The sequence below is a fragment of the Pseudoalteromonas sp. DY56-GL22 genome (assembly GCF_041414715.1).
GTDB lineage: Bacteria > Pseudomonadota > Gammaproteobacteria > Enterobacterales > Alteromonadaceae > Pseudoalteromonas > Pseudoalteromonas simplex.
This window is the reverse complement of record NZ_JANHZR010000004.1, coordinates 131,023-153,678: the sequence shown is the minus strand read 5'-3', so window position 1 is coordinate 153,678 and position 22,656 is coordinate 131,023. Positions and strand designations below refer to the sequence as shown.

The 22,656-nt window shown below is 41.8% G+C and carries 14 protein-coding genes and 1 pseudogene; 7 read left to right on the top strand and 8 right to left on the bottom strand.

The features are described from left to right. Positions 1-41: 41 nt before the first annotated feature. On the bottom strand, positions 42-188 hold the full coding sequence (locus NO991_RS10960; protein ID WP_187489930.1) for a hypothetical protein: 147 nt from the start codon (positions 186-188) through the stop codon (positions 42-44). Between the two features lie 128 nt (positions 189-316). Then, complete coding sequence (locus NO991_RS10955) at positions 317-1,960, bottom strand: amidohydrolase family protein (RefSeq protein WP_187489931.1); 1,644 nt, start codon at positions 1,958-1,960, stop codon at positions 317-319. A gap of 107 nt (positions 1,961-2,067) precedes the next feature. Between NO991_RS10955 and NO991_RS10950 the strand changes: the two genes are divergently transcribed. Further along, a complete protein-coding gene (locus NO991_RS10950; RefSeq protein ID WP_300360215.1) occupies positions 2,068-2,967 on the top strand; it encodes a LysR family transcriptional regulator in 900 nt (299 codons plus the stop codon). Here the strand turns inward: NO991_RS10950 and NO991_RS10945 are convergent. After that, on the bottom strand, positions 2,964-4,316 hold the full coding sequence (locus NO991_RS10945; RefSeq protein WP_054551829.1) for a magnesium transporter: 1,353 nt from the start codon (positions 4,314-4,316) through the stop codon (positions 2,964-2,966). The two genes, NO991_RS10950 and NO991_RS10945, sit on opposite strands and share 4 nt — an antisense overlap. A gap of 263 nt (positions 4,317-4,579) precedes the next feature. Here NO991_RS10945 and NO991_RS10940 point away from each other — a divergent pair, with 263 nt between their 5' ends. The 3 genes from NO991_RS10940 to NO991_RS10930 all read left to right on the top strand — a co-directional run bounded on the left by NO991_RS10940 (position 4,580) and on the right by NO991_RS10930 (position 11,345). Then, positions 4,580-7,339 (top strand): cadherin-like domain-containing protein, encoded by a 2,760-nt coding sequence (locus NO991_RS10940; protein WP_300360211.1) that lies wholly within the window; start codon positions 4,580-4,582, stop codon positions 7,337-7,339. Positions 7,340-7,630: 291 nt separating this feature from the next. Beyond that, positions 7,631-10,282: a TonB-dependent receptor plug domain-containing protein gene (locus tag NO991_RS10935; RefSeq protein WP_300360209.1), complete on the top strand. Its 2,652-nt coding sequence runs from the start codon at positions 7,631-7,633 to the stop codon at positions 10,280-10,282. Beyond that, entirely contained in the window at positions 10,275-11,345 is a 1,071-nt protein-coding gene (locus tag NO991_RS10930; protein ID WP_054551832.1) for a cytochrome-c peroxidase, read from the top strand. The genes NO991_RS10935 and NO991_RS10930 overlap by 8 nt, the downstream gene beginning before the upstream one ends. Before the next feature lie 36 nt (positions 11,346-11,381). Here NO991_RS10930 and NO991_RS10925 read toward each other — a convergent pair whose 3' ends face one another. Continuing rightward, entirely contained in the window at positions 11,382-12,380 is a 999-nt protein-coding gene (locus tag NO991_RS10925) for an AraC family transcriptional regulator (RefSeq protein WP_166339122.1), read from the bottom strand. Then, positions 12,364-13,281: a sensor domain-containing diguanylate cyclase gene (locus NO991_RS10920; protein WP_138599929.1), complete on the bottom strand. Its 918-nt coding sequence runs from the start codon at positions 13,279-13,281 to the stop codon at positions 12,364-12,366. Before NO991_RS10920 ends, NO991_RS10925 begins: the two co-directional genes overlap by 17 nt. Positions 13,282-13,565: 284 nt before the next feature. Here NO991_RS10920 and NO991_RS10915 point away from each other — a divergent pair, with 284 nt between their 5' ends. Both NO991_RS10915 and NO991_RS10910 read left to right on the top strand, forming a co-directional pair. Beyond that, on the top strand, positions 13,566-15,866 hold the full coding sequence (locus NO991_RS10915; protein ID WP_054551835.1) for a TonB-dependent siderophore receptor: 2,301 nt from the start codon (positions 13,566-13,568) through the stop codon (positions 15,864-15,866). 58 nt (positions 15,867-15,924) lie between these two features. After that, positions 15,925-17,865, top strand: a complete 1,941-nt coding sequence (locus tag NO991_RS10910) for a phytase (RefSeq protein WP_371352011.1) — start codon at positions 15,925-15,927, stop codon at positions 17,863-17,865. A gap of 58 nt (positions 17,866-17,923) precedes the next feature. Here the strand turns inward: NO991_RS10910 and NO991_RS10905 are convergent. From NO991_RS10905 to NO991_RS10895, 3 genes and pseudogenes are all read right to left on the bottom strand, one after another. Then, positions 17,924-19,510, bottom strand: a pseudogene (locus NO991_RS10905) (L-lactate permease). A gap of 94 nt (positions 19,511-19,604) precedes the next feature. Then, positions 19,605-20,189: a YqaA family protein gene (locus NO991_RS10900; protein ID WP_054551838.1), complete on the bottom strand. Its 585-nt coding sequence runs from the start codon at positions 20,187-20,189 to the stop codon at positions 19,605-19,607. Positions 20,190-20,248: 59 nt separating this feature from the next. Beyond that, positions 20,249-21,157 carry a GGDEF domain-containing protein gene (locus NO991_RS10895; RefSeq protein WP_054551839.1) on the bottom strand — a complete coding sequence of 303 codons (909 nt, stop codon included), beginning with the start codon at positions 21,155-21,157 and terminating at the stop codon, positions 20,249-20,251. Between the two features lie 236 nt (positions 21,158-21,393). On the opposite strand from NO991_RS10895, the gene NO991_RS10890 reads away from it, so the two are divergent. Continuing rightward, a complete protein-coding gene (locus NO991_RS10890; protein ID WP_300419993.1) occupies positions 21,394-22,626 on the top strand; it encodes a TMEM143 family protein in 1,233 nt (410 codons plus the stop codon). Positions 22,627-22,656 lie beyond the last annotated feature (30 nt).

Below are 22,656 nucleotides of genomic sequence, written 5' to 3'. Positions count from 1 at the left end.
TAACAGTATTTTTTAACTAAACTAATAATTGTAACCCAGCACTAAGTTTGAACTGAGTCGTAGTCACGGTCTTCTGTTACAGCAAATGGCTTGAAACTTTGTTGTTTATCAAATTGATAACTTTCACCAATAGCGGCGAAATAACCTGAATAATTGTTAGACACTACCGAATACGCTGTGGCAGTCATTAATGTCCATTTTTCGGACAATGATCTTTAATTAGTAAAGCCTCTTTACCTAACTCTATATTCCTTTTATCTAACTACAATCAGATATATAAAGTTAGGTTTAGAGTATATAGTTTTCCTGTGCATCACTACAACGCAGCGATACACTCCACTTCAACCTTTGCGCCAAGTGCCAAGCCGCTGGCTGCAAAAGCACTTCTGGCGGGTAACTTAGTAAAAAATGGCGTGTAAGCTTTATTGGCTAAAGGCCAGTCTTTTATATCTGCCAACATAAGGGTGCATTTAACAACATCGTTAAAATCTAAATTGTGATCTTGCAAAACAAAGCCAATGTTTTTCATTGCCTGCGTCATTTGGGTGCTGATGCCATTGCCAGCCAACGCCATGGTGGTTGGCAAGTTGCCTAATTGCCCCGATAAAAATAATAACCCAGCCGCTTCACGCGCCATCACGAACGGTAATTTTTCATTATCACCCAAGTGGATAAATTGGCCATTTTTAATTACATGAACAATGTTTTGGCTATTGGTGATTTCAATACTTGGATCACTGTTAAGTACCACAAGATTCGCCGTTTTCCCTGCCTTTATTGAACCTGTCTGCTTTTCAATGCCTATCACTTTTGCACCATTAATGGTTGCAGCCTGTAGAGCTTCTAAAGGTGTTAAACCTGCCCGTTCAACTAATAACTGCATTTCATGGTGCACCATAGGCGTTACAGTATTAAATCTATCACTGGTCACATCGGTACCTGCTGCAATAGTTACACCGGCTTGATGAGCCAATTGCGTAAACAACCCGCCCCACTTATTGAGCAATAACCCTTTTTCACCACGAGAGGCTTTGGTTTTATCAAACACCGTTAAGGTTGAATCTAGAATTGCGCCCTTATTTTTCATCTCTTTTATAAGTGTTTGATAAGCATCTAGTTGCTTTGCATCGCTTTTTTGCTGCTCTGTTAAGGCGACATTTTTACGGCGCATATCATAGAAATTTTCAATTACTTGCGCAGCAAAATCGGCAGCATGTGAAATTGTTTCAACCCCACCATTAACCGCTTCAAGCGGTGTTGCTGGGCCAATAAAAGCATGCGACCACACCTTGAGGTCATTATTTTTAGCAGCTTGAGATAACTTTGCGACCACAGATCCTGGCACATTTGCATAAATTTTGATGCCGGTTGCCCCCAGCCCTTTGCTACGCAGCATAATGGCATCAAAGTCACTGTGTTCATCAACGGCACGCATCCAGTCCACAGCACCGGGGATTTCACCTTTTGCAGAGGCGACTGTGCGAGGGTCAGAAAAGAACGCTTTACCACCAATAATCACAGAATAGTAAATATCCGGTGATTGAATAATATCGTTATCGGCTCGTCTTTTAAGTGAGCTCAAAGCACGGGTATCACCGCCCATATCGCGCACACTTGTTACACCCCCCTGTAAAAGCTGACGCAAGCGAGTGCGCGTGATTTCATCGTTATCAGAATCATCAGGCGAAGTAGCATGGTGCACATGAGTATCGATTAAACCGGGTATTACATACATACCTGCTAAATCGATTTTAATGACATCATCGGCAAAGCGACGAGATCTCACAGGAACAATTTGTTTGATTTTGTCATCTTCTATGATGATGGTTTGTGCTTTATTAACCGACAAGGCTTCCACGTCGATTAGGTTCACATTTTGTAATGCAATGGTTTGAGCCATCACCGACGACGATAAACCCAATGCAATGCTGGCAAGTAATGTGTTGATGCCCGATTTCATAATCACCTCTTATTCTTGTTTTAACTCCCAACTTACACCTGAATTACTTGGTTTTACATCTCACAAAAGTTTATAGTGTATGAACTTATAGTTTAAAAATAATAACAATGAACAAACTAGAAGCCGTTAGAGCCTTATGCTTAGTCGCTGAATATCAAAGCTTTACGCGGGCTGCTAAGCAGATGCAGCTGTCTACCACCATGGTAAGCCGCCATGTTAAACAGTTAGAGCAAAACTTAGGCTGCTTGCTGCTAAAGCGAAACACCCGTAAAGTTTGCTTAACTGATGCAGGGCAAAACTATGTTCTGCAAATGAAGCCTTTACTGAATAAATTTAATGAAGTTGATGAAGAGATAAGCGGGCTTAGTCAAGCGCCTAGCGGCAAGCTGGCTATATCAGCCAGTATTGAATTTGGTTGCCAATATTTAACACCTTTGATCAGCCAATATCAGCATGCTTTTCCCGATGTTAAATTAGATATTGTATTGTCTAATACGCCCGTTGATTTATTTGATAGCCAAATTGATCTAGCATTTAGAGTTGCTCCTTCATTACCTGATGCCAACCATATAGCGCAGACAGTTTGCCATTCATCATTATCTTTGTGGGCAAGTCCTACCTACTTAAAAAAGCATGGCACGCCAATAGATATAGCAGCCTTATCGGAGCATAGATTACTGTTTTTCAGTCATCATATTCGTCATGACCAATGGATTTTTTTGCTAGATGGTCAGCATGTTTGCCGCAAGTTTAACTGGGCAATGACTTCTAATAATGGCCGATTTTTAAATGAAGCAGCGGCAGCGGGTGATGGGATCATTCAAGCCCCTCGTTATTCAGTCGCCCCGTTTTTAAAATCAGGCGAATTAGTCGAAGTGTTAGCACAACACACCCTAAATCCACTAACGATTGCTGCGGTTTATCCGCATAGGTATGCGCTGTCAAATCGGGTGAAATCATTTGTTGAGCTGGCTAAACACTACTTTAGCCAGCATCCAATCCCTTAAAGAAGGAGTAAACTACCTAAACCTAGGAAGGTAACAAAACCGACGATGTCGGTGACTGTGGTCAGGATCACAGAACCTGAAAGGGCTGGATCAATTTTAAGCTTATCTAAAATCGATGGGATCACCACCCCTGATAACGACGCGGCAACTAAGTTAAGTAAAATAGCGATAGTGATTGTTAAACTTAACATACCATCGTTGAACCAAAAATAAGTGAGTACACCAATCACAAAGGCCCAAACACAGCCGTTTAATGCCCCTACTCTTAGCTCTTTCTTTAACAGTGCTTTGCGGTTGGAGTCGGTAACCTGACCAAGTGCTAAACCTCGCACAATAACCGTTAACGTTTGACTACCTGCAATACCGCCCATAGAAGCGACAACCGGCATTAATACCGCCAGCGCAACCACTTGCTCTATGGTTGCGCCAAACAAACCAATAAACCAAGATGCAAGAAATGCCGTTGCTAGGTTTATACCAAGCCAAATACCGCGGTTTTTTGCCGACTTAGTGACACTTGAGAACAGATCCTCGTCTTCACGAAGACCACCGGCTTTTGCAGCGGCTTCGTCGGTCACTTCTTGACGCAATTCATAAGCAGATGACACTGACAATCGGCCTAATAATTTGTTATCGGCATTCACAACAGGCATCGCCATTTGCTCACTGTGAATAACCACTTCAGCAGCTTCGTATAAGTCGTCATCAGCATGTAAAGCCGATACATCAAGGTTCGCGTAATCCAGTAGGCTGTCGTTATCATTGGCTTTAAACAAAGCATTGATAGCCACTTCACCAATGAGAGTGCCCTTACGACTGACTAAATAAATCACCTCGGTATATTGCGGTAAACCTTTTTGAAAAATTTTACGCGCGCCTGCCACTGTGAGTTTTTCTGACACTTTTAGCGCATCAAAATCGAGCCAGTGACCTAACTGCTCTGGATTATATTGCTGTGCAAGGTCGTACTGTTTTGTTTGAACTTCATCAAGTTGTTTACGTGCATAATCAACAAAGCGCTCAGGAATAATTTCTTCAAGTTCAAGTAATTCTTCTACGCTCACTTCGTCAAGTAGCTTAAACCCTTCAGCTTCATCTAAGCTTTGCAATAACCAGCGACAGCTATCGCCACCTAGGTTAATGAAGATTTCATGTTGTGTATCTTCATCAAGTAATTGCCATATTTCTAAACGCTGTTCTTTAGGTAACGCTTCGAACAATAACGATAAATGTTCAGTAGAAAGCTTTTCCTTAGCATCAGCAAGTAACTTATTTTTGCGTGTTGTGGTGTCACACTGAAGCAAGTCATCAATTAACTGGGGAAGTTGGTCAACAGGATACTCAATCATTTGAGACCTCGGTTAATTACATCAATAACAACAGTCTAACGCAGCTGGCAAAAAATAACTGCTCTGAAAAGGTATATTTTTTTGAAACCAAGCAATTACCCCCCAGCTGTAAAACATCGTTTTTAAATTACTGTTTCAAGCTAGAGAATCACAATTGCATAAAAAAGCACACCCAAACGCAATCAAGATCTATTATCATTCGCATTATAATGATAACATCTCAGCCCTTCTTAACTTTCTCAATAATAAATACGGGTATCAGCATGAAAAACAGAATAAAGTATTTACCACTTGTGATTGCATTTGCACTCACTGGCTGTGGCGGTTCAGATAGTAATAATGCACCTGAGTTCACAAGCAACTCAGCGTTCACTCTAGATGAAGATACATCTATTACAGGTCAAGTTGTGGCAACAGGTGATAATGCTGTTAGCTATACCCTCGGCTCTGCAGCAAGTAACGGGATATTTGCTTTAAATGCTGATGGTAGTTTTAGCTATACCCCAAAAGAAGATTTTGCAGGCCAAGACACAGTAACCGTTACCGCCACTGACGGCAGCTTAAGTACTGATGCTGTACTTACTTTTACGGTTAACAACGTTAACGATGCACCAACACTTACGAGCCAATCAATCACGGTAACCACCTCAACGACAACTGAAGGTTCATTAACTTTTAATGATGCCGACGGTGACACTATAACTGTGTCTTTAGTAACGCCTCCTATTAACGGTACCCTAACTCTAGATGAGCAAACGGGGGCATTTACATTTACCGCAGAAACGCTGTCAGAAATTAACGACAGTTTTGTTATTGAATTTACCGATGGCAATATTAGCTCGCCTATCAGCGCAACCATTGAATTAAAACCTTCGTATGTTACGAACGAAGATAAGCTCAATTACTACTACAGCTCAGATAAGTCTCATTTAAAACAAGCTGAAGCGATTAGTGAAAATATCAATGACGATGTGTATTTGAATACAATTAATGCAAGCTTAGGTCTTGGTTATGTTGTTGCTGGTTTCGAAGAAAAATCAAATCAACACTTTAATGCTATTACCAGCTTAGATGAGAAAGCCAGAGCTTACAGAAGCACATCTTCACAATATGACTCCTTTGGGGAGTATGACATAGCAGCCGAGTTTCGTGCTAAATCTGTCATAGCCTACAATCAGTACCTTGCAGAAAAAGGGCTAAATAATATCAGTTCAGACGATCCTGATTTTTATCAGAATGTCATCAAACTCTATAATCGTGCAGGTCAAACAAATTTAGCAAAGGAATTACTCAATACCCTCACTACTTTTGCAAACGAAATAAAAAGCGATGAATACACAGTCGCTTACGCAAAATATTTAGCTTCTTTTTACAAAACATCTAACTCATTAAGAGAAGACTATTACTCTGATAGAACAGAAGAAAAAAGACAGGAAGCAATTGAGAGCGTTATTGCTATGGGTGAACTAGCTGAGCAAACAGGTTACTTCATCGAAAAAAGTGGTGACTTTAAAGGCTTACCTAGTGATCGAATTAAAGTACTATACGTCTTAAGGGCAGCTGAAGCTTTATTGCGTCTAAACGAAACAGAACTTGCCAAAAAGTATGTTAATTTAGCTTTATCACTATATGGTATTACAGGCTTAGATAGTAACTATGTGTACCAAGCCAGTCCCTACTATGAAGCAACCAAACATCAATATCAATTTCCCTTAGAAGGCCTTACAGGGCTCATTCACGGCCTTTACAACATACCTCTCGACGAAAACCCTGCTTTGAAATTAATGACAAAAGAAGCAAATATAAGTGACGCACTTGAGTACAGTATGGGACAAGACATTGCTAAAAACCTCATTGCAGGTCAGGGAATTGACGATGCAGTATCATACGCAAAGACTTATTTTACAGAAGATAGCAAAGTTAATATAACCAGCTTTTACAAAGCTTTAACCTGGGAATCTAACCAAGATGGCGCTGTACTTGTACTTGAAGCTAGAGGAGAAAACGAACTCGCGTTGCAGGTTCTAGACTATGCTGCAGACATCTTATTTTCTGAAGCTTTCATTACAGAGCAAAAATATGCAAGATATATTACAGGCACTTATGGATGTGCAGGGATAGTGCAAAAAGCTATCTCTTTAGGTGGCTTAGATCATGCTAAAAGTTATGCAAGCAGATGTAAAACTATGCTCGCGACTTATTTCTCTCCGAACTCAGAGCTATTCACCACGAAAGTGGCACTGGAGGCTTATCGTAATTTAATTAATATATACGACTTTATTAATGATAACTCTGAGCTAACAGCTGCATTAGAGATAATTAATCAACATATTGCATTACTCTCTGATGATAGTGAAAAAGTTAAAGAATACTTAGCGATCACTGGTTACTTAGTTAGAGCAGGCGAAGTAGAGGTAGCTAAGCAACAACTACTACAAACATATTTTATTATCTCAAATCTCAAAACATCTTTAGAATTTGAAGATTACATAGATTTAGTAGAAAAGGCGGCAATAGCCTCAATAAGTGATGCCCCAATAACTACAGGAGTTTATTATCAAGATTCGTTTGTTACATCTTTGAAAAAATACCAAACGTCCAACTCTCAATATTTGTCAATTTATAATGAAGTTATAGCTGCACTTCATGATTTAGCTAATGATGCAAATCAGGCATTAATGAAGCAATCTGAAAAATTAGTCATAGATTACACTGCTATGCTAGTCACACTATTTGCAAGACTTGAAGACGATGCAGCAGTTACTGAGCTAATTAATCAATCTGTACTTGGTGAAGCCGATAAATTAGCGCTTTATGCGAATTTTGCTGCAATTCGAGCAACTAAAAATGACTTCCCTGCATCTTCGATCGCAAGTATCGATACGGACCACGATGGCAAACCTAACTTCTTCTTATCAGGCGCATCAGAGCAAGCGATTGCTGAATCCGGCTTAATTGCTGATGACGATGCCGACAATGATGGTATTGAAGACAGTATCGATGTGACTCCTTTAGGAGAATAGCCCATTCATAATACGGCGAGGCAGCTATGCCTCGCCCACCATGTTAAAAACCCAAAAAATTAAAGTATACCAAATTAAAGGAATTTAATATTCCTTAAAAAGTTAAAAAACCACAAAATACAATTGAGATCTATTTCTATTCGCATTTTTAATTGGTACAATCACCTACCCTTACCTTTATGCAAAATACGCAATAAATGAAGCAACTAATTTAATAAAGGTAATTAACTATTGCCAGCTCTTAAGCGGCCTTCTCTTTAATCTAATTGGTACTATTTCAGGAGTTTTACCATGCAAATGCGCTACTTATCAGCGTGTTTGATGCTTTTACTTAATGCCCCTTTACACGCTAATGAAGTAAAGCAACAAACAACAGATCCTCAATGTAACGATAAGAACAATAAGCAATGCAAAGAGATAGAGCGCATTACTGTTAAAGGGCAATACATCGGAATTGAAGTACCTGAGGTGATAGGTCGTGCCTATTTAGATAGAAACTTTATCGAAGCAACCCCCAAAGGTAATGGTGATATTAATGAATTAATTGCCTTACTGCCGGGCGTGCAATTAAGTGAAGACTACTACTCAATTGATAACCTTGCTGAAATTAGCGCCCCAGAAATAAGTATCTCGGGTGCAAAGCCTTGGCAAACAGGCTTTATGATTGATGGCATGAATTATAACAATCGTCTTGATCCTGCCAGCGCGAGCCGTATTGGGGTCTCTGAAAATGAGGTATCAGGCGGTGTGCAGAGCATGAACATTAACAGTCAAATTGTTGAGTCGATTACTGTTTACGACCATAACATTCCAGCAGACTTTGGTGACTTTTCTGGTGGCGTGGTCGATGCCGAAACGATTTCACCTTTTTCTACAGATACTCGTGTGAGCTTTGGTATTCGTGGTAACCGCAGTGATTGGGGGGAGTACCATATAATCGATAACGATGAGCCTGATGACACCGCAGAGGGCAAAGACGACCTTGAGCCACCAATCTATGAAAAAACTAATATCGATTTTTCAATCCAAAAAAAGTTAAATGAACAACATGCTTTACTAATGAGCGTGAGCTATTTAAAAAGTGATATTTCGGATATTTCACTCTCGGCACAGAAGGTCGAAAGTAGAGAAAACATCAATGCCTTACTGAAATACAGCTATCGCGATGGCTGGGTTGATTCACTCGATTTAAGCGTTATGTATGCCCCTTATACTTCAGACTCGTACTTAAAAGACGTGCTCAATAGTGACTATCAAGTTGAAGGGGGAAGTTTTGGCTTTACTGCGAATTTAGCTGAAGAAACACGCTTTGGTCACTTCAGCAGCAAATTTAATATGAGTCAAAGTGATAACAACCGTACAGGACCTGCGCATTTTTATACTTGGCTTCAAGCTAAAGGCAAAGAGTGGGGTCAATTAGCCGATCAAAACGTCGACTCAATTCCTGTTTCAGAGTACGGCGGCTATGGCAACCTTGATAACACGCAAACCACCTTTAATTGGCGAAACACCCTAACACTTGAGCGTAAAAAGTGGGGCAATACCGAACATGCAATTCGCGTGGGTGCTGAACTCAACCATCAAAATTATGAGCGAACTCGCCAACAGAACTATTATAAGTATGACTCACCAATTCAATACTCATCAACTAACGCACAACTAAACTGTAGTGGCTATACTCTTGATTGTGTTGAACAAAGTTTTTATGTTGATTTAGATACCCTTGCCGAGCAATTAGGCGGCAGTATCGATTTTAATAATCCAGAGCACTTACTTGCCTACTCGAATAACGTAGCGACAACTGCTCAGTATTTTAACTCTCGTCTTGTCACACCAAGTGAATATATCGATGTAAGCTTAAATAAAGCAGCACTGTATGCAACCGATGTCATCACTTGGAAGCAGTTTGATTTTCACTTTGGTGTTAGATACGACTACGATGATTTTTTCAAAAATCACAATATCGCGCCACGCTTCTCAATGGGTTATGACGTATTTAACGATGGTAATACACTACTGACTGCGGGTTTGAACCGTTATTACGATGCAGGCCTACTCGGTTATAAAATTAAAGAGCAACAAAAGTTCGCTTATCGTGAGTACCGCCCTATTCAAAGTGGCTACTTACAAGCTTGGCTTCCTTCTTCTTACACAGGTAACTTTCGTTATATTTATGACGATGTGAAAAGCCCCTACGATGATGAAATTGCCTTAGGTCTTCGCCATGCTACCGAGAGTTTCGGTAACTTTGCAGTGAAATACGTACATCGCGACAAAAAAGACCAGTTATCCAGAAATGAAGAAACCAACCTAAAAAACGACGGTTATCAGTATATTACTATTTATAATAATGGTACTGGCGAAAGCGAGCGATACTCGCTGTCTTGGGATGCAAAATTTGGCGACCATTCAATATGGGCCAATGCATCTTATAGCCAAAATAGTGAAAGCAATATTGACTACACTGCAACACCCGACAACACCCCTATTGAGTCGCTGGTTTACTATGAGGGTGAGCTGATGAGCTTATCTGAGTTAGATACCCTTAAAGCGAATTTTGGTCGCCCAGTAACTGCTAACTTTGGTTGGAATACAGATTGGACTGATACGTTTTCAACAGGTTTAACAGCAACCTACAGCGGCAGTTACACAACTGCAATTAAGTCTAGTAGCGATCAACGAATTGGTATTGGTAGTGAGTGTACTACGTGTGAAGCAGTTGAAATATTTGTGCCAAAGTACGAAGCACATACCTTTGACGCTCGTATTATATTTGCCTTAAGTAGCCGTTGGGAGTATCAAGTTAGTCAATCTCAATCTCTTGAAGTTCGCCTTGATATCAGCAACTTATTTAATGCCAGAAGTCACGCTATTACAGAAGGAAATTCAGGTATTGAACCAGGTAGAATGTTTTGGTTAGGGGTATCTTATAACTATGAATAAATGGTTATTTCTCTTAACTTGCGGCATTTTTACAACGAGCGCCTTCACACAAGAGCAATCATTACGCAAGTTATACGCAAAGCCACAGCATGAGTGGCCTGCGATTATTAGCAGTAAAGATGTGCCAGCTGCCCCGCTCAAACCTTTAAAAGCTAAACCGTTTAATCAAAGTGATGAGATCATCACATTAGGCGAAAAGCTATTTAACGATACCCGTTTGTCACGAGATAACACGGTAAGCTGCGCAAGCTGTCATGAGTCTCGTTTAGCATTCTCAGATAGGCGAAAACTAGCTGTCGGCATTGATGGCCAAGTGGGCACCCGAAATACCCAAGCCATTATTGGTGTTGACCATTGGCAAAGTTTCTTTTGGGATGGCAGGGCTAAAACTGCGACAGAGCAGGCATTAATGCCGATTGAAAACCCGATAGAAATGGGCACTTCCGTTGATCTTGTGCTTAACAAAGTAAACAGTGCTGAGGACTATAAAAGCCCAATATTCAATGCCTTTGGCAAAGAAGCACTAAACAAAGAACTATTGGCTCTTGCGCTTGTTGCCTTTGAACGTACCTTTGATATTCCAGAATCATTATTCACGCGCTTTATCGATAAAGCGCAAACGAGTCCTAGTGAAGCGGTTGCACTTTTAAACGATCAACAACTTGAAGGCTTGCATCTTTTTAGAACCAAAGCAAGGTGTATGACTTGCCATGAAGGTGCTTTACTCAGCGACAATGAATTTCATATTACGGGGCTGCATTTTTATGGTCGAAAACTTCAAGATTTAGGACGTTTTGATGCCACCCAAGACCCAGCTGATATAGGCAAGTTTAGAACCCCTTCTCTTTTAGCGTTACAACAAAGTACACCTTGGATGCACCATGGTGGCTTTCAAAGTTTGCTGGGGATAGTCAACTTTTATAATGCAGGTGGAGCAAGGCCAAAACCGAGCAAAAAATTTAAAGATGATCCAAACTACCCACAAACAACAGAGTTACTGCATAAGTTAGCACTTAGTAAAGATGAAAAAAATGCGCTTATCGCATTTTTAGAAACCCTTTAACTGCACGCTCGCTCTTAGCGATAAGAGCGGGCTTTCTTACCCCTTTAATTGACTTGGCGTAAGCCCGGTCCAGCGTTTAAATGCTCGTCTGAAATTAGCAATATCATAAAATGATAAGCGCATGGCGACTTGCTCATTGCATTGTTCGCGCATGGCAAGTAGGTAAATCGCTTTGCGCTTACTTTGCTCATCATACAAGGTAGAAAAACGTACGCCATGAGCTTTTAGTTTGCGCTTGAAAGTTGCAGGGCTCATAGCAAATTGGCTGGCGACTTGGTCTAAATTTAACGCCGGATTTTGATAAATTAATCGGCTTACGGCTTCCACAAAAGTGCTATTTGCTGAGTCTAATGCCGCTAGCTGCGAGTTAATTTGTGAGAACCGAAAACTACTAAACGCGGGGTTAGTAAGCCTAAGCGCGTGTTTATTTAATACCCAGCGGGTTATAGGCTTTTCAAAAGCAACTTTAAGGCCCAAATGCTGCTCGTATTCTTGGCTATGTCTGGCGCGTTTACAGGCAAACTCAAACTGACAAGGGACTCGCTCACCCGCCACTTTTTTAAGAACTTGGTAAAACGCGGCGCTGTAAATTTCCATAACGTACTGGCTTATTTCATCATCCAAGCCCACTGCATTTTGCAGCACAATGTAATACTGCTCGTTATGTACATAACTGTAACTAAATAACAAAGGGGCTAGTTGCATGCGTAAATTGTGTAACTGCTTTAAAGCTTGGCCGATATGCGCTGCATGTAACACGCCTTGGGCGGCAACAGAGGTATCGTTTGCTAGTTGACTGCCTAATAAAAAGCCACTGTCGGCGGATTTCATCAACTGCTTAAACTGCGTCAATAAGCGTACTTGCTGCGAAATACTAAACTGATGCTGCACACTCATTAAGTCTTGCTCAAACACCCCTGTGCCTCTGAGTAACTTATGCAGTGCAATGCCGCGACTTAAGGCCAGCTCCACCAGCGTGGTGATCAGTCCCTGTGCGGTGAGGTATTTGTCATCTTGATTAAGATACGGCTTCACAATGGCTGACTCTTTGTTGTTTTTGTTGTTGTAACTTAGCGTGTAAACGCGAGCTTAAACTTTGTGGTGTATCGCCATGCATACTGCCCACTAAGGCCGCTGTTACATCTTGAAACTTAGCGTGTTTTTCGCCTTCGACCTTAAATGCACAATGGCTCAGCGCCGAGGTAATTTGCGCCACCAGCTCTTTCGCTTGTACTGCGCTGGTGTTTGGCATTAGCACCATAAAGCAGTCTCCTGCATAGCGGCACACCACATCGCTAAGGCGACAATTCATCAATAAAAGCTCGCTTACTTCACCTAGTAAGCGGTCGCCTTCGATAAAGCCAAATTCAGCGTTAAAATCAGCAAAACCACGAATATCAATAGCGGCCAGTTGCAGAGGCTGTGGCTCACTTAATTGCTCTTTTAACACAGCTTGTAAGTAATCAGCCTTATACAGCCCTGTTATTGAGCATACTAATTCATGCTCACGATGCTGAGCTTCACGGCGTTTTAGTTGCCTGTTAAGCACGTATTGCTCTTGGTGCCACTGATACAGCCCAAGGCTTGTGAAAATCATGCCTATCGGCGCAGGCAATGATTCAATCCAAGTAAGCCACGTATTGGTTGGTTGATGTAACCACTCATCAAATAAATCAAGGGAAGCTGAAAACATAAAAAGCCCTAGCCCAAGCACTAAAAAGCTGGTGACTTTGCCGGGCGGCCTCGAAATAAGTAGCGCAGCTATCCAAGTCAGGGTCATTAGCACAATGCCACCCTCGCCTAAAATATCTAACCAAGCAATATCGGCAAAAGGCTTTAACTCTCCTGCTTGTGCGCTTAGCAAAAACGCAATCACAAACAAAGCAATAACGGCATTGGTTAAAAATCGATGATGAGTAAAAGGGTTATATCGCATTCTTAGTACCTAACAATAATTCACGCTGCCATGCTAACTCGTTAGCGCTTAAAGCAGCAGGGTCATATTAGCTCAATGATGTGACAGCAAAACGACAGTCATACCTTGTTAAACCCCTTCAGCACTGTATTTACCTTAAAAAGGTGGGGTTATTACAGCTCAAAAGCACTTTTAAAACCCGCTAATCACTTGTTTTTACTGGTTGTTAGCGATTTTCTGTCACATTTGCGTCATTTAAGCTGCGTACTTTGCTCATCAAACCAAGGACAACCAGGAGCAACCCCATGAAACAATTTAAAACGAAGGCGTTAGTAAGCGCCCTCGCCTTATGCCAATTTGCCGCTTACGCACAAGACGAACAAAGCAGCGATGAGAAAAAAGTAAAAGTCTCTGAAGAGCTTGTTGTATATGGCGAAATCGGCTATCGCAACCGCTCACAAGAGCTGGCACCGACGCTTGAATACTCACAAGAATACTTTCAACGTTTTGAACCGCTGACTGCCGGTGATGCATTAAAACGTGTACCGAGTGTCACGTTTTTATCGGATGTTTTAGAGTCTGATGGCGCACGTATGCGTGGCTTAAGCCCAGCTTACACAAAGGTACTTATTAACGGTGAAGAAGTCCCTGGTGCAGGTGCTGACCGCTCATTCTTTGTTGACCGTATTCCTGCTGAGCTAATTGAGCGTGTAGAAATTATTCGTGCTTCAAGTGCAAACCGCTCTGCCGATGCCATTGCCGGTACGCTAAACATTGTATTGCGTGACGGTTACAGCCTAGATGGTGGTTACTTGCGTGCAGGTGGCCTACGTTATGACGATGGCGAATTAAAAGAAAGCTTTGCAGGTGTTTACGGCACTGAGTTTGCTGGTGGCCGTTTACTACTTGGTGCGAACGTACAAGGCCGTTATAACCCAAAACAAAAATCAAGCCTACGCTATGGCGACAGCCCAGAGAATAACGCCAATTACAAAACCGAAGAATTCGATAACCGCGAAGATCAATCAGACACCCGTGACGGTGACGACACCTCGCTAAACGCCAGCTACGAAATAGCTTTTGATGACGGCAGCAAGTTTGATATCAGCGCGATTTGGGTTGATACCGACCGTACTGAAGATGAGCGTTCATTCGAATATGACGACCCAACAGCAATCAATAATTCAATTGTTGAAGGCGGTAACCTTGAGACCGACAACGCCAATGTATCTTTCATCGATCAAACCAACTACAACATCAACTCGGGTTATGAGTTACCCCTTTTTGGTGGCACCAGTAAATTTAAGCTTGGTTTTGCAAGCTTTGAAGAGTCTGTTTACGAGCAAGAAGTAGAAATCGATACCTCTGAGCTACCTATGGTGTTTGAGGAAGAAGAAGAAACCGTAGATCTGGATGACAAAGAATGGTCATTACAATGGCAACATAGCTTATTTGCAGGCGAGAACAAAACGATTCAATTCGGTGCCTTTGTACAAGGTAAAGAGCGCGATACTGCTGTTTATCAAGCCGAAGGTGAAAGCGAACAAAGCTTTACTAGCTGGGATCAGTTCAACAAAACACCACTGTCACTGGCAGGCTTTAATAACGAGTTTGAAGCAGCCGCTGGTGGTGTCAATAAACTCGAGGAAGACCGCCTAGATGTATTTGCATTAGTTAAGCACGAAGACCAAGACTTCTCATGGGAGTTAGGTGTGCGCTACGAAACAACTGATTCAACCATTACTGACAAAGTAGAAGGTGTAAGCGCTAAAAACGATTATGACTTCTTCTTACCATCGGCACATTTACGCTATAACGTCTCTGAAAACGGCCGTGTTAGTGCATCGGTTGCACGTAGCTTACGTCGTCCTGACTTTGATTACATCACCCCTGCTCTACTTGAAAAAGAGCTAGGCGATAACGACTTTTTAGGTAACCCAGACCTACAACCAGAATCATCGTGGGGTATGGACTTAGGCTATGAATATCGCTTAGGTAAAAGCGGCGTCGTGGGTATTAATGTGTTCTATCGCGATGTCACTGACCTTATCGAAATAGCCAATACAGGCCAACAAGGCTCAGAAGGTGATGGTACTTACATTTTGCAACCGCGTAACACCGGTGATGGCAACGTAAAAGGTATCGAGCTTGATTTATCAACGCCGCTAAGCGCCATTAGCATGCCAAACACCGGGGTATTCTTTAACTACTCATGGCTTGATTCAGAAGTAGATGACACTTTCGGTAGTCGTAAATTCAACGACCAATCAGACTATGTGTTTAACGTGGGTTTTATTCAAGACCTACCTGATTTAGGCGCTTCGTTCGGTGCAACTTACCGTAAACAAGGTGATGCGTATGGTCGTATCGTGGGTGAAGAAGTGACCACACACTACGGCGCAGACCTTGAAGTATTCGTAGAAAAACGCTGGCAAGACGTCACGCTTCGTTTAGTAGGCTCAAACCTACTTGATGCAAGCAAAGACGAAACCTTCAACAAGTTCGACACGGTTGATGACCAAATCAACCGCGATTTTGACGAGTACGAACTGGAGTCTGAAGAAGCAGGCCCTGTTATCCAGTTAATGCTGCGCTACGCGTTTTAATACACATAATAGTTATTAAGGCAGCGCATTGCTGCCTTGTTGTATATTTGGGGATCCCATGAATTTTAAAAAACCACTTAATCTTGTTGCCAGTGCAGTGATGCTAAGCACCCTAGCAGCGTGTAGCCAAACAACGGCAACTGAGGCACCAAGTAAAAACCAATTAACAGCCTTTGGCACAACTGAAAATATGCAAGGCTCACAAGCAGCAGCCCTTGCTGATGACGCTTGGCTATTAAGCTCACAAAGCCAAGGCCTACAACTTATTGATGTCACAGGTAAACAGCACGCATTACAAAAAGGTAACTTCGAAGCGCTATCTGTTAAGGCGATCGACAAAAACAGTTACCTTGTTGCCAGCATCGACAACGAAGCCGACCAAGCGGTGATTTTTAGCTTACAAAAAGCAGCTAAATGGCAGCTAACTGAAATTAGCCGTATCAGCCCACCAAAAGCAAAACCTGAGGCGGTGTGCTTATTTGCCAACCCGACCACTCAAGCCGTGTCGGCATTTGTGGCAGACGCTCGTGGTCTTATCCGCGAAACACTGGTGTTTGATATGGCAAGCAAGCGCGCGTTAAACCTTGAATTACGTGAGTTTGCTGGTGTAAGTGAAACATCAGGCTGCGCGGTTGATGATAACAGTAAAACTCTTTATTTAAGTGAAGGCGAGCTAGGCATTTGGCAAATTAACGCCGACGCTGAATCGCGCGCCGATAAAAAGCCCCTTGCTATGATGTCGCCATTTGGCAGCTTAGCGCCTGAAGTTGGCGGTTTAAGCACAACAGAAGATGGCAGCTTATGGTTTACCACCTCTGAAGATAACCAATTACATCGCTACGAAAATAACACAAAGCGTTTTAGTAGCTGGCAATTTGCAGGAGAACTGGCGATTGAGTCTGCCGCAGTGCGCTTTAACAATAATCAAGCTGATATCGTGTTATACGATGATGAATCAGGTCATTATGTAAAAGGTCAAATCGATGGGCAAATTAAAGCACAAGCCAAGCGACAAAATAGCACTAAAACAGCGGCTGTTACTTACATCAATGCACAAGCGCAAACCGATGCAGTACGTGCTTTTGGTGATGCCGCCGATGACCCTGCAATTTGGGTAAACCCTAATAATGCAGCTAAAAGCTTGATCTTAGGTACCGATAAACGCCGTGGCTTAATGGTGTATGACCTTGCAGGCAAAGAGCTACAAGCACTAGAAACAGGCCGTTTAAATAATGTTGATGTGCGCCAACATGCCAGTATCAACAACGCAACGAATACCTGGATTGCAGGTAGTAACCGTACTCATAACAGCATCAGTGTTTACAGCGTCGATACTCACAATCAGGTGCAACATTTTGCTGAGCTGCCAACGACTCTAAACGAAATTTACGGTATGTGTATGTACTCATCAAACACAGGCAACTATGTGTTTATGAATGACAAATCAGGCCTATTTCAGCAATACAAACTAACAGGTGATAATAAGAACGTATCTGCACAACTAGTGCGCGAGTTTAGTGTTCCAAGCCAGCCAGAAGGTTGTAGTGCTGATGATAAAACCGCACAGCTATTTTTAGGTGAAGAAGACGAAGGTATTTGGTTTATTGGCGCTGAGCCAACAGCTGGAAATAAACCTGTAATGCTGCAAACCGTGAACGATCTGTTGGTTGATGATGTAGAAGGCATGGAAATCTACCACGCAAAAGATGCCCGCTATTTAGTGGTTTCTAGCCAAGGTGATTACAGCTATGTGCTTTATAAAATTATCGATGGCACTACCCCTAGCCTAGCGTTTGCGGGTAAATTTGCAATCAGCAATAACCTAGAGTTAGCAATAGATGGCGTATCAGAAACCGATGGCCTAACGGTCACACCGGCTGCACTACCGGGCTACCCTGAAGGGGTGCTCATTGTGCAAGATGGTTACAACCGCATGCCACAGGCACCGCAAAACTTTAAGATTATTGACTGGCGCGAAGTAAAAAAAGCCATTCAATAAATTACTCTGTAAGGGTGCTCGGTTTATCTGGGCACCTTTTTTATCTGAACATGTTTAATCAGTAAAATAGATAACTAAAACACCCAACTATTGCACCGTAAATCAGCATCGGCAAAAAGGTTTTCTTAAGCACAGGCCCTTCTTGATTATTCACACCAACAATACTGGCTACAGCAATAATATTACTAATGCAGATCATATTCCCCATCGCCGCCCCTATTGATTGTAGCGCAAGCACTAAGGTTTCTGACAAGCCCACTTGCTGTGCAATACCATATTGAATACCGCCAAAGGTAAGATTAGACACGGTTGCAGAGCCTGAAAAGAAAGTGCCGAGTGCCCCCAAGTACGAGGCAAATAACACCCAGTGCTCCCCGCTTAAATCAGCAAAGGTACTCGCCATATAAAATATGGGCGCATTATGGCCGCCTTGCATTAAAACATTCACCATCACCAGCGCCCCGATTAAAGCGATACATGGCATAGCAATACAGCCTAAGGTGTCGGAGCACATTTGCTTTACTTGTGGCTTGCTCATTTTAAGTAACGGCACGCAGATCAGTACCACCAATACAAACGGGATCAAGGCTGGTACAAACAAGGTTTTATACGACCACCCCACTGAGGTGCCAAATATCTCATGTAAAGATAAGATCAGTGCTTTGCTTAATTCAAATTGTGCGAAGCCCAAATGAATACTCAGCCAGAGCGTTTCGTCGTTGAGCAATGCTTTAATGCCCAACTGATGAATACGGGTTATCACCAGCACAACAATCAAAAGTAATAACGGGAATAATGCTAAAAATAGCGCTTTGGGTGTGAACTCAGCTTTGCCTTTCGTGTTTTGTGCATTTACAGCTGAGTTATCTAACCCCACTCCTTTATTGGCTAAATAGATAGTGACTAATAGACCCACTGCGCCACCAATCAGTGATGGAAATTCATAGTTCCACTGGGCAAACAACCAATAAGGTAAGACACATGAAAACACACTTAAATAAATGAATACGCTATTTTGACGCACTTTTTTTAGTGGTAAAACAAGACACAGCGCAATCATAGGAATAACCAAAGCAGCAATCACATGACAAAGCGCCGTCCATCTTGAAATAGCCAGCACTTACCCATCATCTAATTGTAGCGCTGAAAAGCCAAACCATGTTGGTGTGCCAACTGCACCAAAAGATACGGGGATCGAGTTTAAAATAAGAGTGAAAATAATCACTTTAAAAGGCGAGAAACCAAGCCCGACCAAAATAGGCGCAGCGATGGCCGCAGGCGTGCCAAATCCCGATGCACCTTCGAGCATAAATGCAAATGCCCAGCCGATGATCATCAACTGTGCAACTTGATTACTGCTAATTGATTCGAGCCAGTGTTTAATCGTGGTTTCGGCCCCTGATATTGCCAACATGCGGTTAAGTAAAATAGCCCCAGCAATAATCGAAATAGGCGTCATAACAGACAATACACCAGCAAACGAATTAGCAAGCAACAGCCTTAAATCAGCTTGAAAGTAAAACAGTTGCAGTAAAGCAGCGAGTAGCGCTGTTATGGGTAAGGCAATATAAGAGGCGATGGGGCTGCTTTTTACCATCATCCAGATCAGCACCAAAATAGGCAGTGCAGCCACTAGGGTATTCATGGGTCATCCTGTTGTTTTTATTAAGCGCTTTCCTTAATTAAAAGTATAGACAGGATAACCCTAATCAGTATTTTTTATTTGTTAAATGAGTGTATTAAATGAGCGTACTTAGCCACCAAAGTAACAGTACTAACACAGAAATAGCCACTAAGGCTTTGGTTTTGTGCTTTTGAATAATTCGCTCAGCCTGATTACCCGCGTAATAAACAACGGCAGCTAGAGCAAAGTAGCGAATTGAACGCGCAATGACCGTTGCCAGTAAAAATAGAAAAATCGAATACTTAGTAGCCCCAGCGGCAAGCATGGCAATTTGAAATGGGATGGGCACAATACCGAGCGTCAATACAAACCAAAAACCTTGTGCCTGCATTTTTTGCTTAACTTGCTCGAATTGCTCAGGGTTTGAGAAGGTATTAATCACCCAATCGCCCACTACATCAAATAGATAATAGCCAAGGGCATAGCCAAAAATAGCACCGATTATACAACCTATGGTCGCCATTAAGGCAATTAACCAAAGCTTTTCACGGCGGGCTTGCATTAACGGAATAAGCACAGCTTCAAGAGGAATAGGCACTATGGTTGACTCTAAAAATGATGCCACCGTAATCGATTTAAGCATATGTTTTGAGTCAATAAACTGCCGTGTTTTTTGCTTAAGCTTTTTTGCAATCGCCATTATTCATCCTTAATCGTTTTGTTGCATTTTAGGTTACAACAAAAAGTCTTAACCGTCCCTTACGGTTTATGAACATAGCGACTACGACCCTGATTTTTAGCCAAATAAAGCGCTTGATCAGCACGTTTCAAGGTACTACTAAAGGTCTCAGTAGCACGTTTGATCGCTGAACCAACACTCACGCTGAGCGTTTTACTCGGTGTCACCATCACATTACTGGCAAGGCTCAGCAGTTGCTCGCAGGTAGCATGTAATTCATCTGCATCATCTGTGGCAACATACATTGCAAACTCCTCACCACCAATTCGCGCAAATAGAACGTCTTCTCCTAATGCTTGGTGACACTGATAAACAAAGTCTATCAATACCTGATCGCCTACATCATGGCCATATTCATCATTAATCGCCTTAAAATGATCAATATCGGCGATCACTAAACTATGTGGTTTACTTTGGTTTTGCTGCACATAATGGTAAAAATAACGACGATTGTACGCCTTTGTTAATACATCGGTTTTTAGCTCTTCTTCGAGCTGCTCTCGGGTTTTAGCTAAATCAGTAAGCGCTAAATAAAGACCAAACCCAGTGATAAGCATCCCTAAGGTGCGGGTAATATCTTCGATATAAATGCCGACCCAGATTGGTTGGAACACCAGCTCATCTAAAAAATCAAATGTAAGTCCGACGCTCCAAAGGAAGATACCCACACTTAAAAATAAGTAACTGCGCTTAGCAACCACCGAAGTTTGCACAAACGCAAAAATACAAATCAAAATCAGCAAATTAATAGCATCACTGAGCACACCATTTAAGTAAACATCACTTTCAAGCCGATTAAAGTTATACAAATAAGTCACGACTATCATCAATAAAACGACAACAAAAAAGCTAATAAAGAATTGCTTTACTACAAGAGGTACTGAATTTAACTCAGCCTTTACTTCTGGAGGGGGTGCTTGCTTATTCATAATTAATCACGACAACTTGCTGCAATGAATTAAACATTAGCAAAGCAAATTTAAAAGTGCATGATAAAGCCACTATAAAGGGGAAAAACCAGCGTTTTTACTGGAGTAAATATTCTAAATATAAGCCGTTTTAGTCAGTAAAAAAGTCTAAGTTCATGCCATTTGCCACTAACGGTCGCAATTTTGTCGTTATTTTTTTATTATCCCAGCCAGTTTTAATGTCATTACACAAATCTATGAGCAACGCGCGATTCATCCCTTTTCGAAAACACGACATCATAAATCTTTGCCAAGCTTACTTGGGTGAGCCGCAATCAGCTTCGTTTATGGAGTTTGCTACTCTTTTGCAAAGCGTGACTCATTATCAATATCACGAGCTGCTGGAGTCTTTAAAAAACAACTATGCGCCATTTGACCCAAATAGCGACACCCGCACGCTAACACCGATTACCAACGAGCAACGTGCCAGCTACCAATCTGCCTTTGCAAAAAACTTTGCCACCGTACTCAATGCTGCCAATTTTGAAACCATTACCAATCAAGACTTGCAAGATGCACTGAATGAAGAGTCTTTATTTAAAGTACGTTTAGCCGTTGAGTTTGATGACTTTGCAGAAGTGGTCTTTTACCGTCGCGGCGAATCGCAAAAAACCGAGACGCTACGCAGTTTTTGGGGGCTTAAGAAAAAGCAGATTCAGTTTACTAACTATGACCGCGTTGCCATATTCATCCGCTTTAAAGACGAGCAGTACTTTTTAGAAAAAGGCAAAATGCCGGTAGGCTTTGAGCCAAACTCAACCATCGTCAAATTATTCCAGAATGTGCCAAAAGCCGATTTAGAAATGCTGTTTCCGAATAGCGAAGTAAAAATGCGTCCAATAGATAAACTGATTATTGGTTCATCAGCACTGATTGGTGGAGCTGTGGTACTGGTAACAAAATTAGGTGCGTCAATTTTACTCCTGATTGCTATGATTGCCTTTTGGGGTGGTTGGCGCAGTGAAGAAGTGCATATGAGTCAGCAACACTTTATTACCTTTGCAATCGGCATGGGGGTGTTTGGCAGCTTTATTTTTAAAGAATGGAGCAAGTTTAAAAACCGCAAAATTCGTTTTATGAAAGCACTGGCCGACAATTTGTATTTTAAAAACCTCGATAACAACGCCGGGGTTTTTCATACCCTAGTCGATGCAGCTGAAGAAGAAGATGTTAAAGAAGCGCTACTTGCCTACACCTTTTTACTAAAAAGCGAATCAGCGATGACTGCACAGCAATTAGATAGTCAAATTGAGCAATGGTTTAACGCGCAGCATCATTGCCAGCTCGACTTTGAAATTGATGACGCTTTAGACAAGCTAGTAAGGCTTGAGCTGGTTCATCAACAAAATAACGTTTATACAGCCGTTGATTTAACCAAAGCCAAACAGCGCTTAGATAGTCGTTGGGATGACTATTTTAAGTTTGCCTAAGCCTTTAAAATCAGGTACTAGCAAGTACAC

Bases quoted from the DNA above. Each gene is read 5' to 3' on its own strand.
- NO991_RS10920 (WP_138599929.1), bottom strand. From the start codon at position 13,281: ATGCGATATAACCCTTTTACTCATCATCGATTTTTAACCAATGCCGTT.
- NO991_RS10945 (WP_054551829.1), bottom strand. From the start codon at position 4,316: ATGATTGAGTATCCTGTTGACCAACTTCCCCAGTTAATTGATGACTTG.
- NO991_RS10915 (WP_054551835.1), top strand. From the start codon at position 13,566: ATGAAACAATTTAAAACGAAGGCGTTAGTAAGCGCCCTCGCCTTATGC.
- NO991_RS10890 (WP_300419993.1), top strand. From the start codon at position 21,394: ATGAGCAACGCGCGATTCATCCCTTTTCGAAAACACGACATCATAAAT.
- NO991_RS10930 (WP_054551832.1), top strand. From the start codon at position 10,275: ATGAATAAATGGTTATTTCTCTTAACTTGCGGCATTTTTACAACGAGC.
- NO991_RS10895 (WP_054551839.1), bottom strand. From the start codon at position 21,157: ATGAATAAGCAAGCACCCCCTCCAGAAGTAAAGGCTGAGTTAAATTCA.
- NO991_RS10955 (WP_187489931.1), bottom strand. From the start codon at position 1,960: ATGAAATCGGGCATCAACACATTACTTGCCAGCATTGCATTGGGTTTA.
- NO991_RS10935 (WP_300360209.1), top strand. From the start codon at position 7,631: ATGCAAATGCGCTACTTATCAGCGTGTTTGATGCTTTTACTTAATGCC.
- NO991_RS10900 (WP_054551838.1), bottom strand. From the start codon at position 20,189: ATGGCGATTGCAAAAAAGCTTAAGCAAAAAACACGGCAGTTTATTGAC.
- NO991_RS10960 (WP_187489930.1), bottom strand. From the start codon at position 188: ATGACTGCCACAGCGTATTCGGTAGTGTCTAACAATTATTCAGGTTAT.
- NO991_RS10910 (WP_371352011.1), top strand. From the start codon at position 15,925: ATGAATTTTAAAAAACCACTTAATCTTGTTGCCAGTGCAGTGATGCTA.
- NO991_RS10950 (WP_300360215.1), top strand. From the start codon at position 2,068: ATGAACAAACTAGAAGCCGTTAGAGCCTTATGCTTAGTCGCTGAATAT.
- NO991_RS10940 (WP_300360211.1), top strand. From the start codon at position 4,580: ATGAAAAACAGAATAAAGTATTTACCACTTGTGATTGCATTTGCACTC.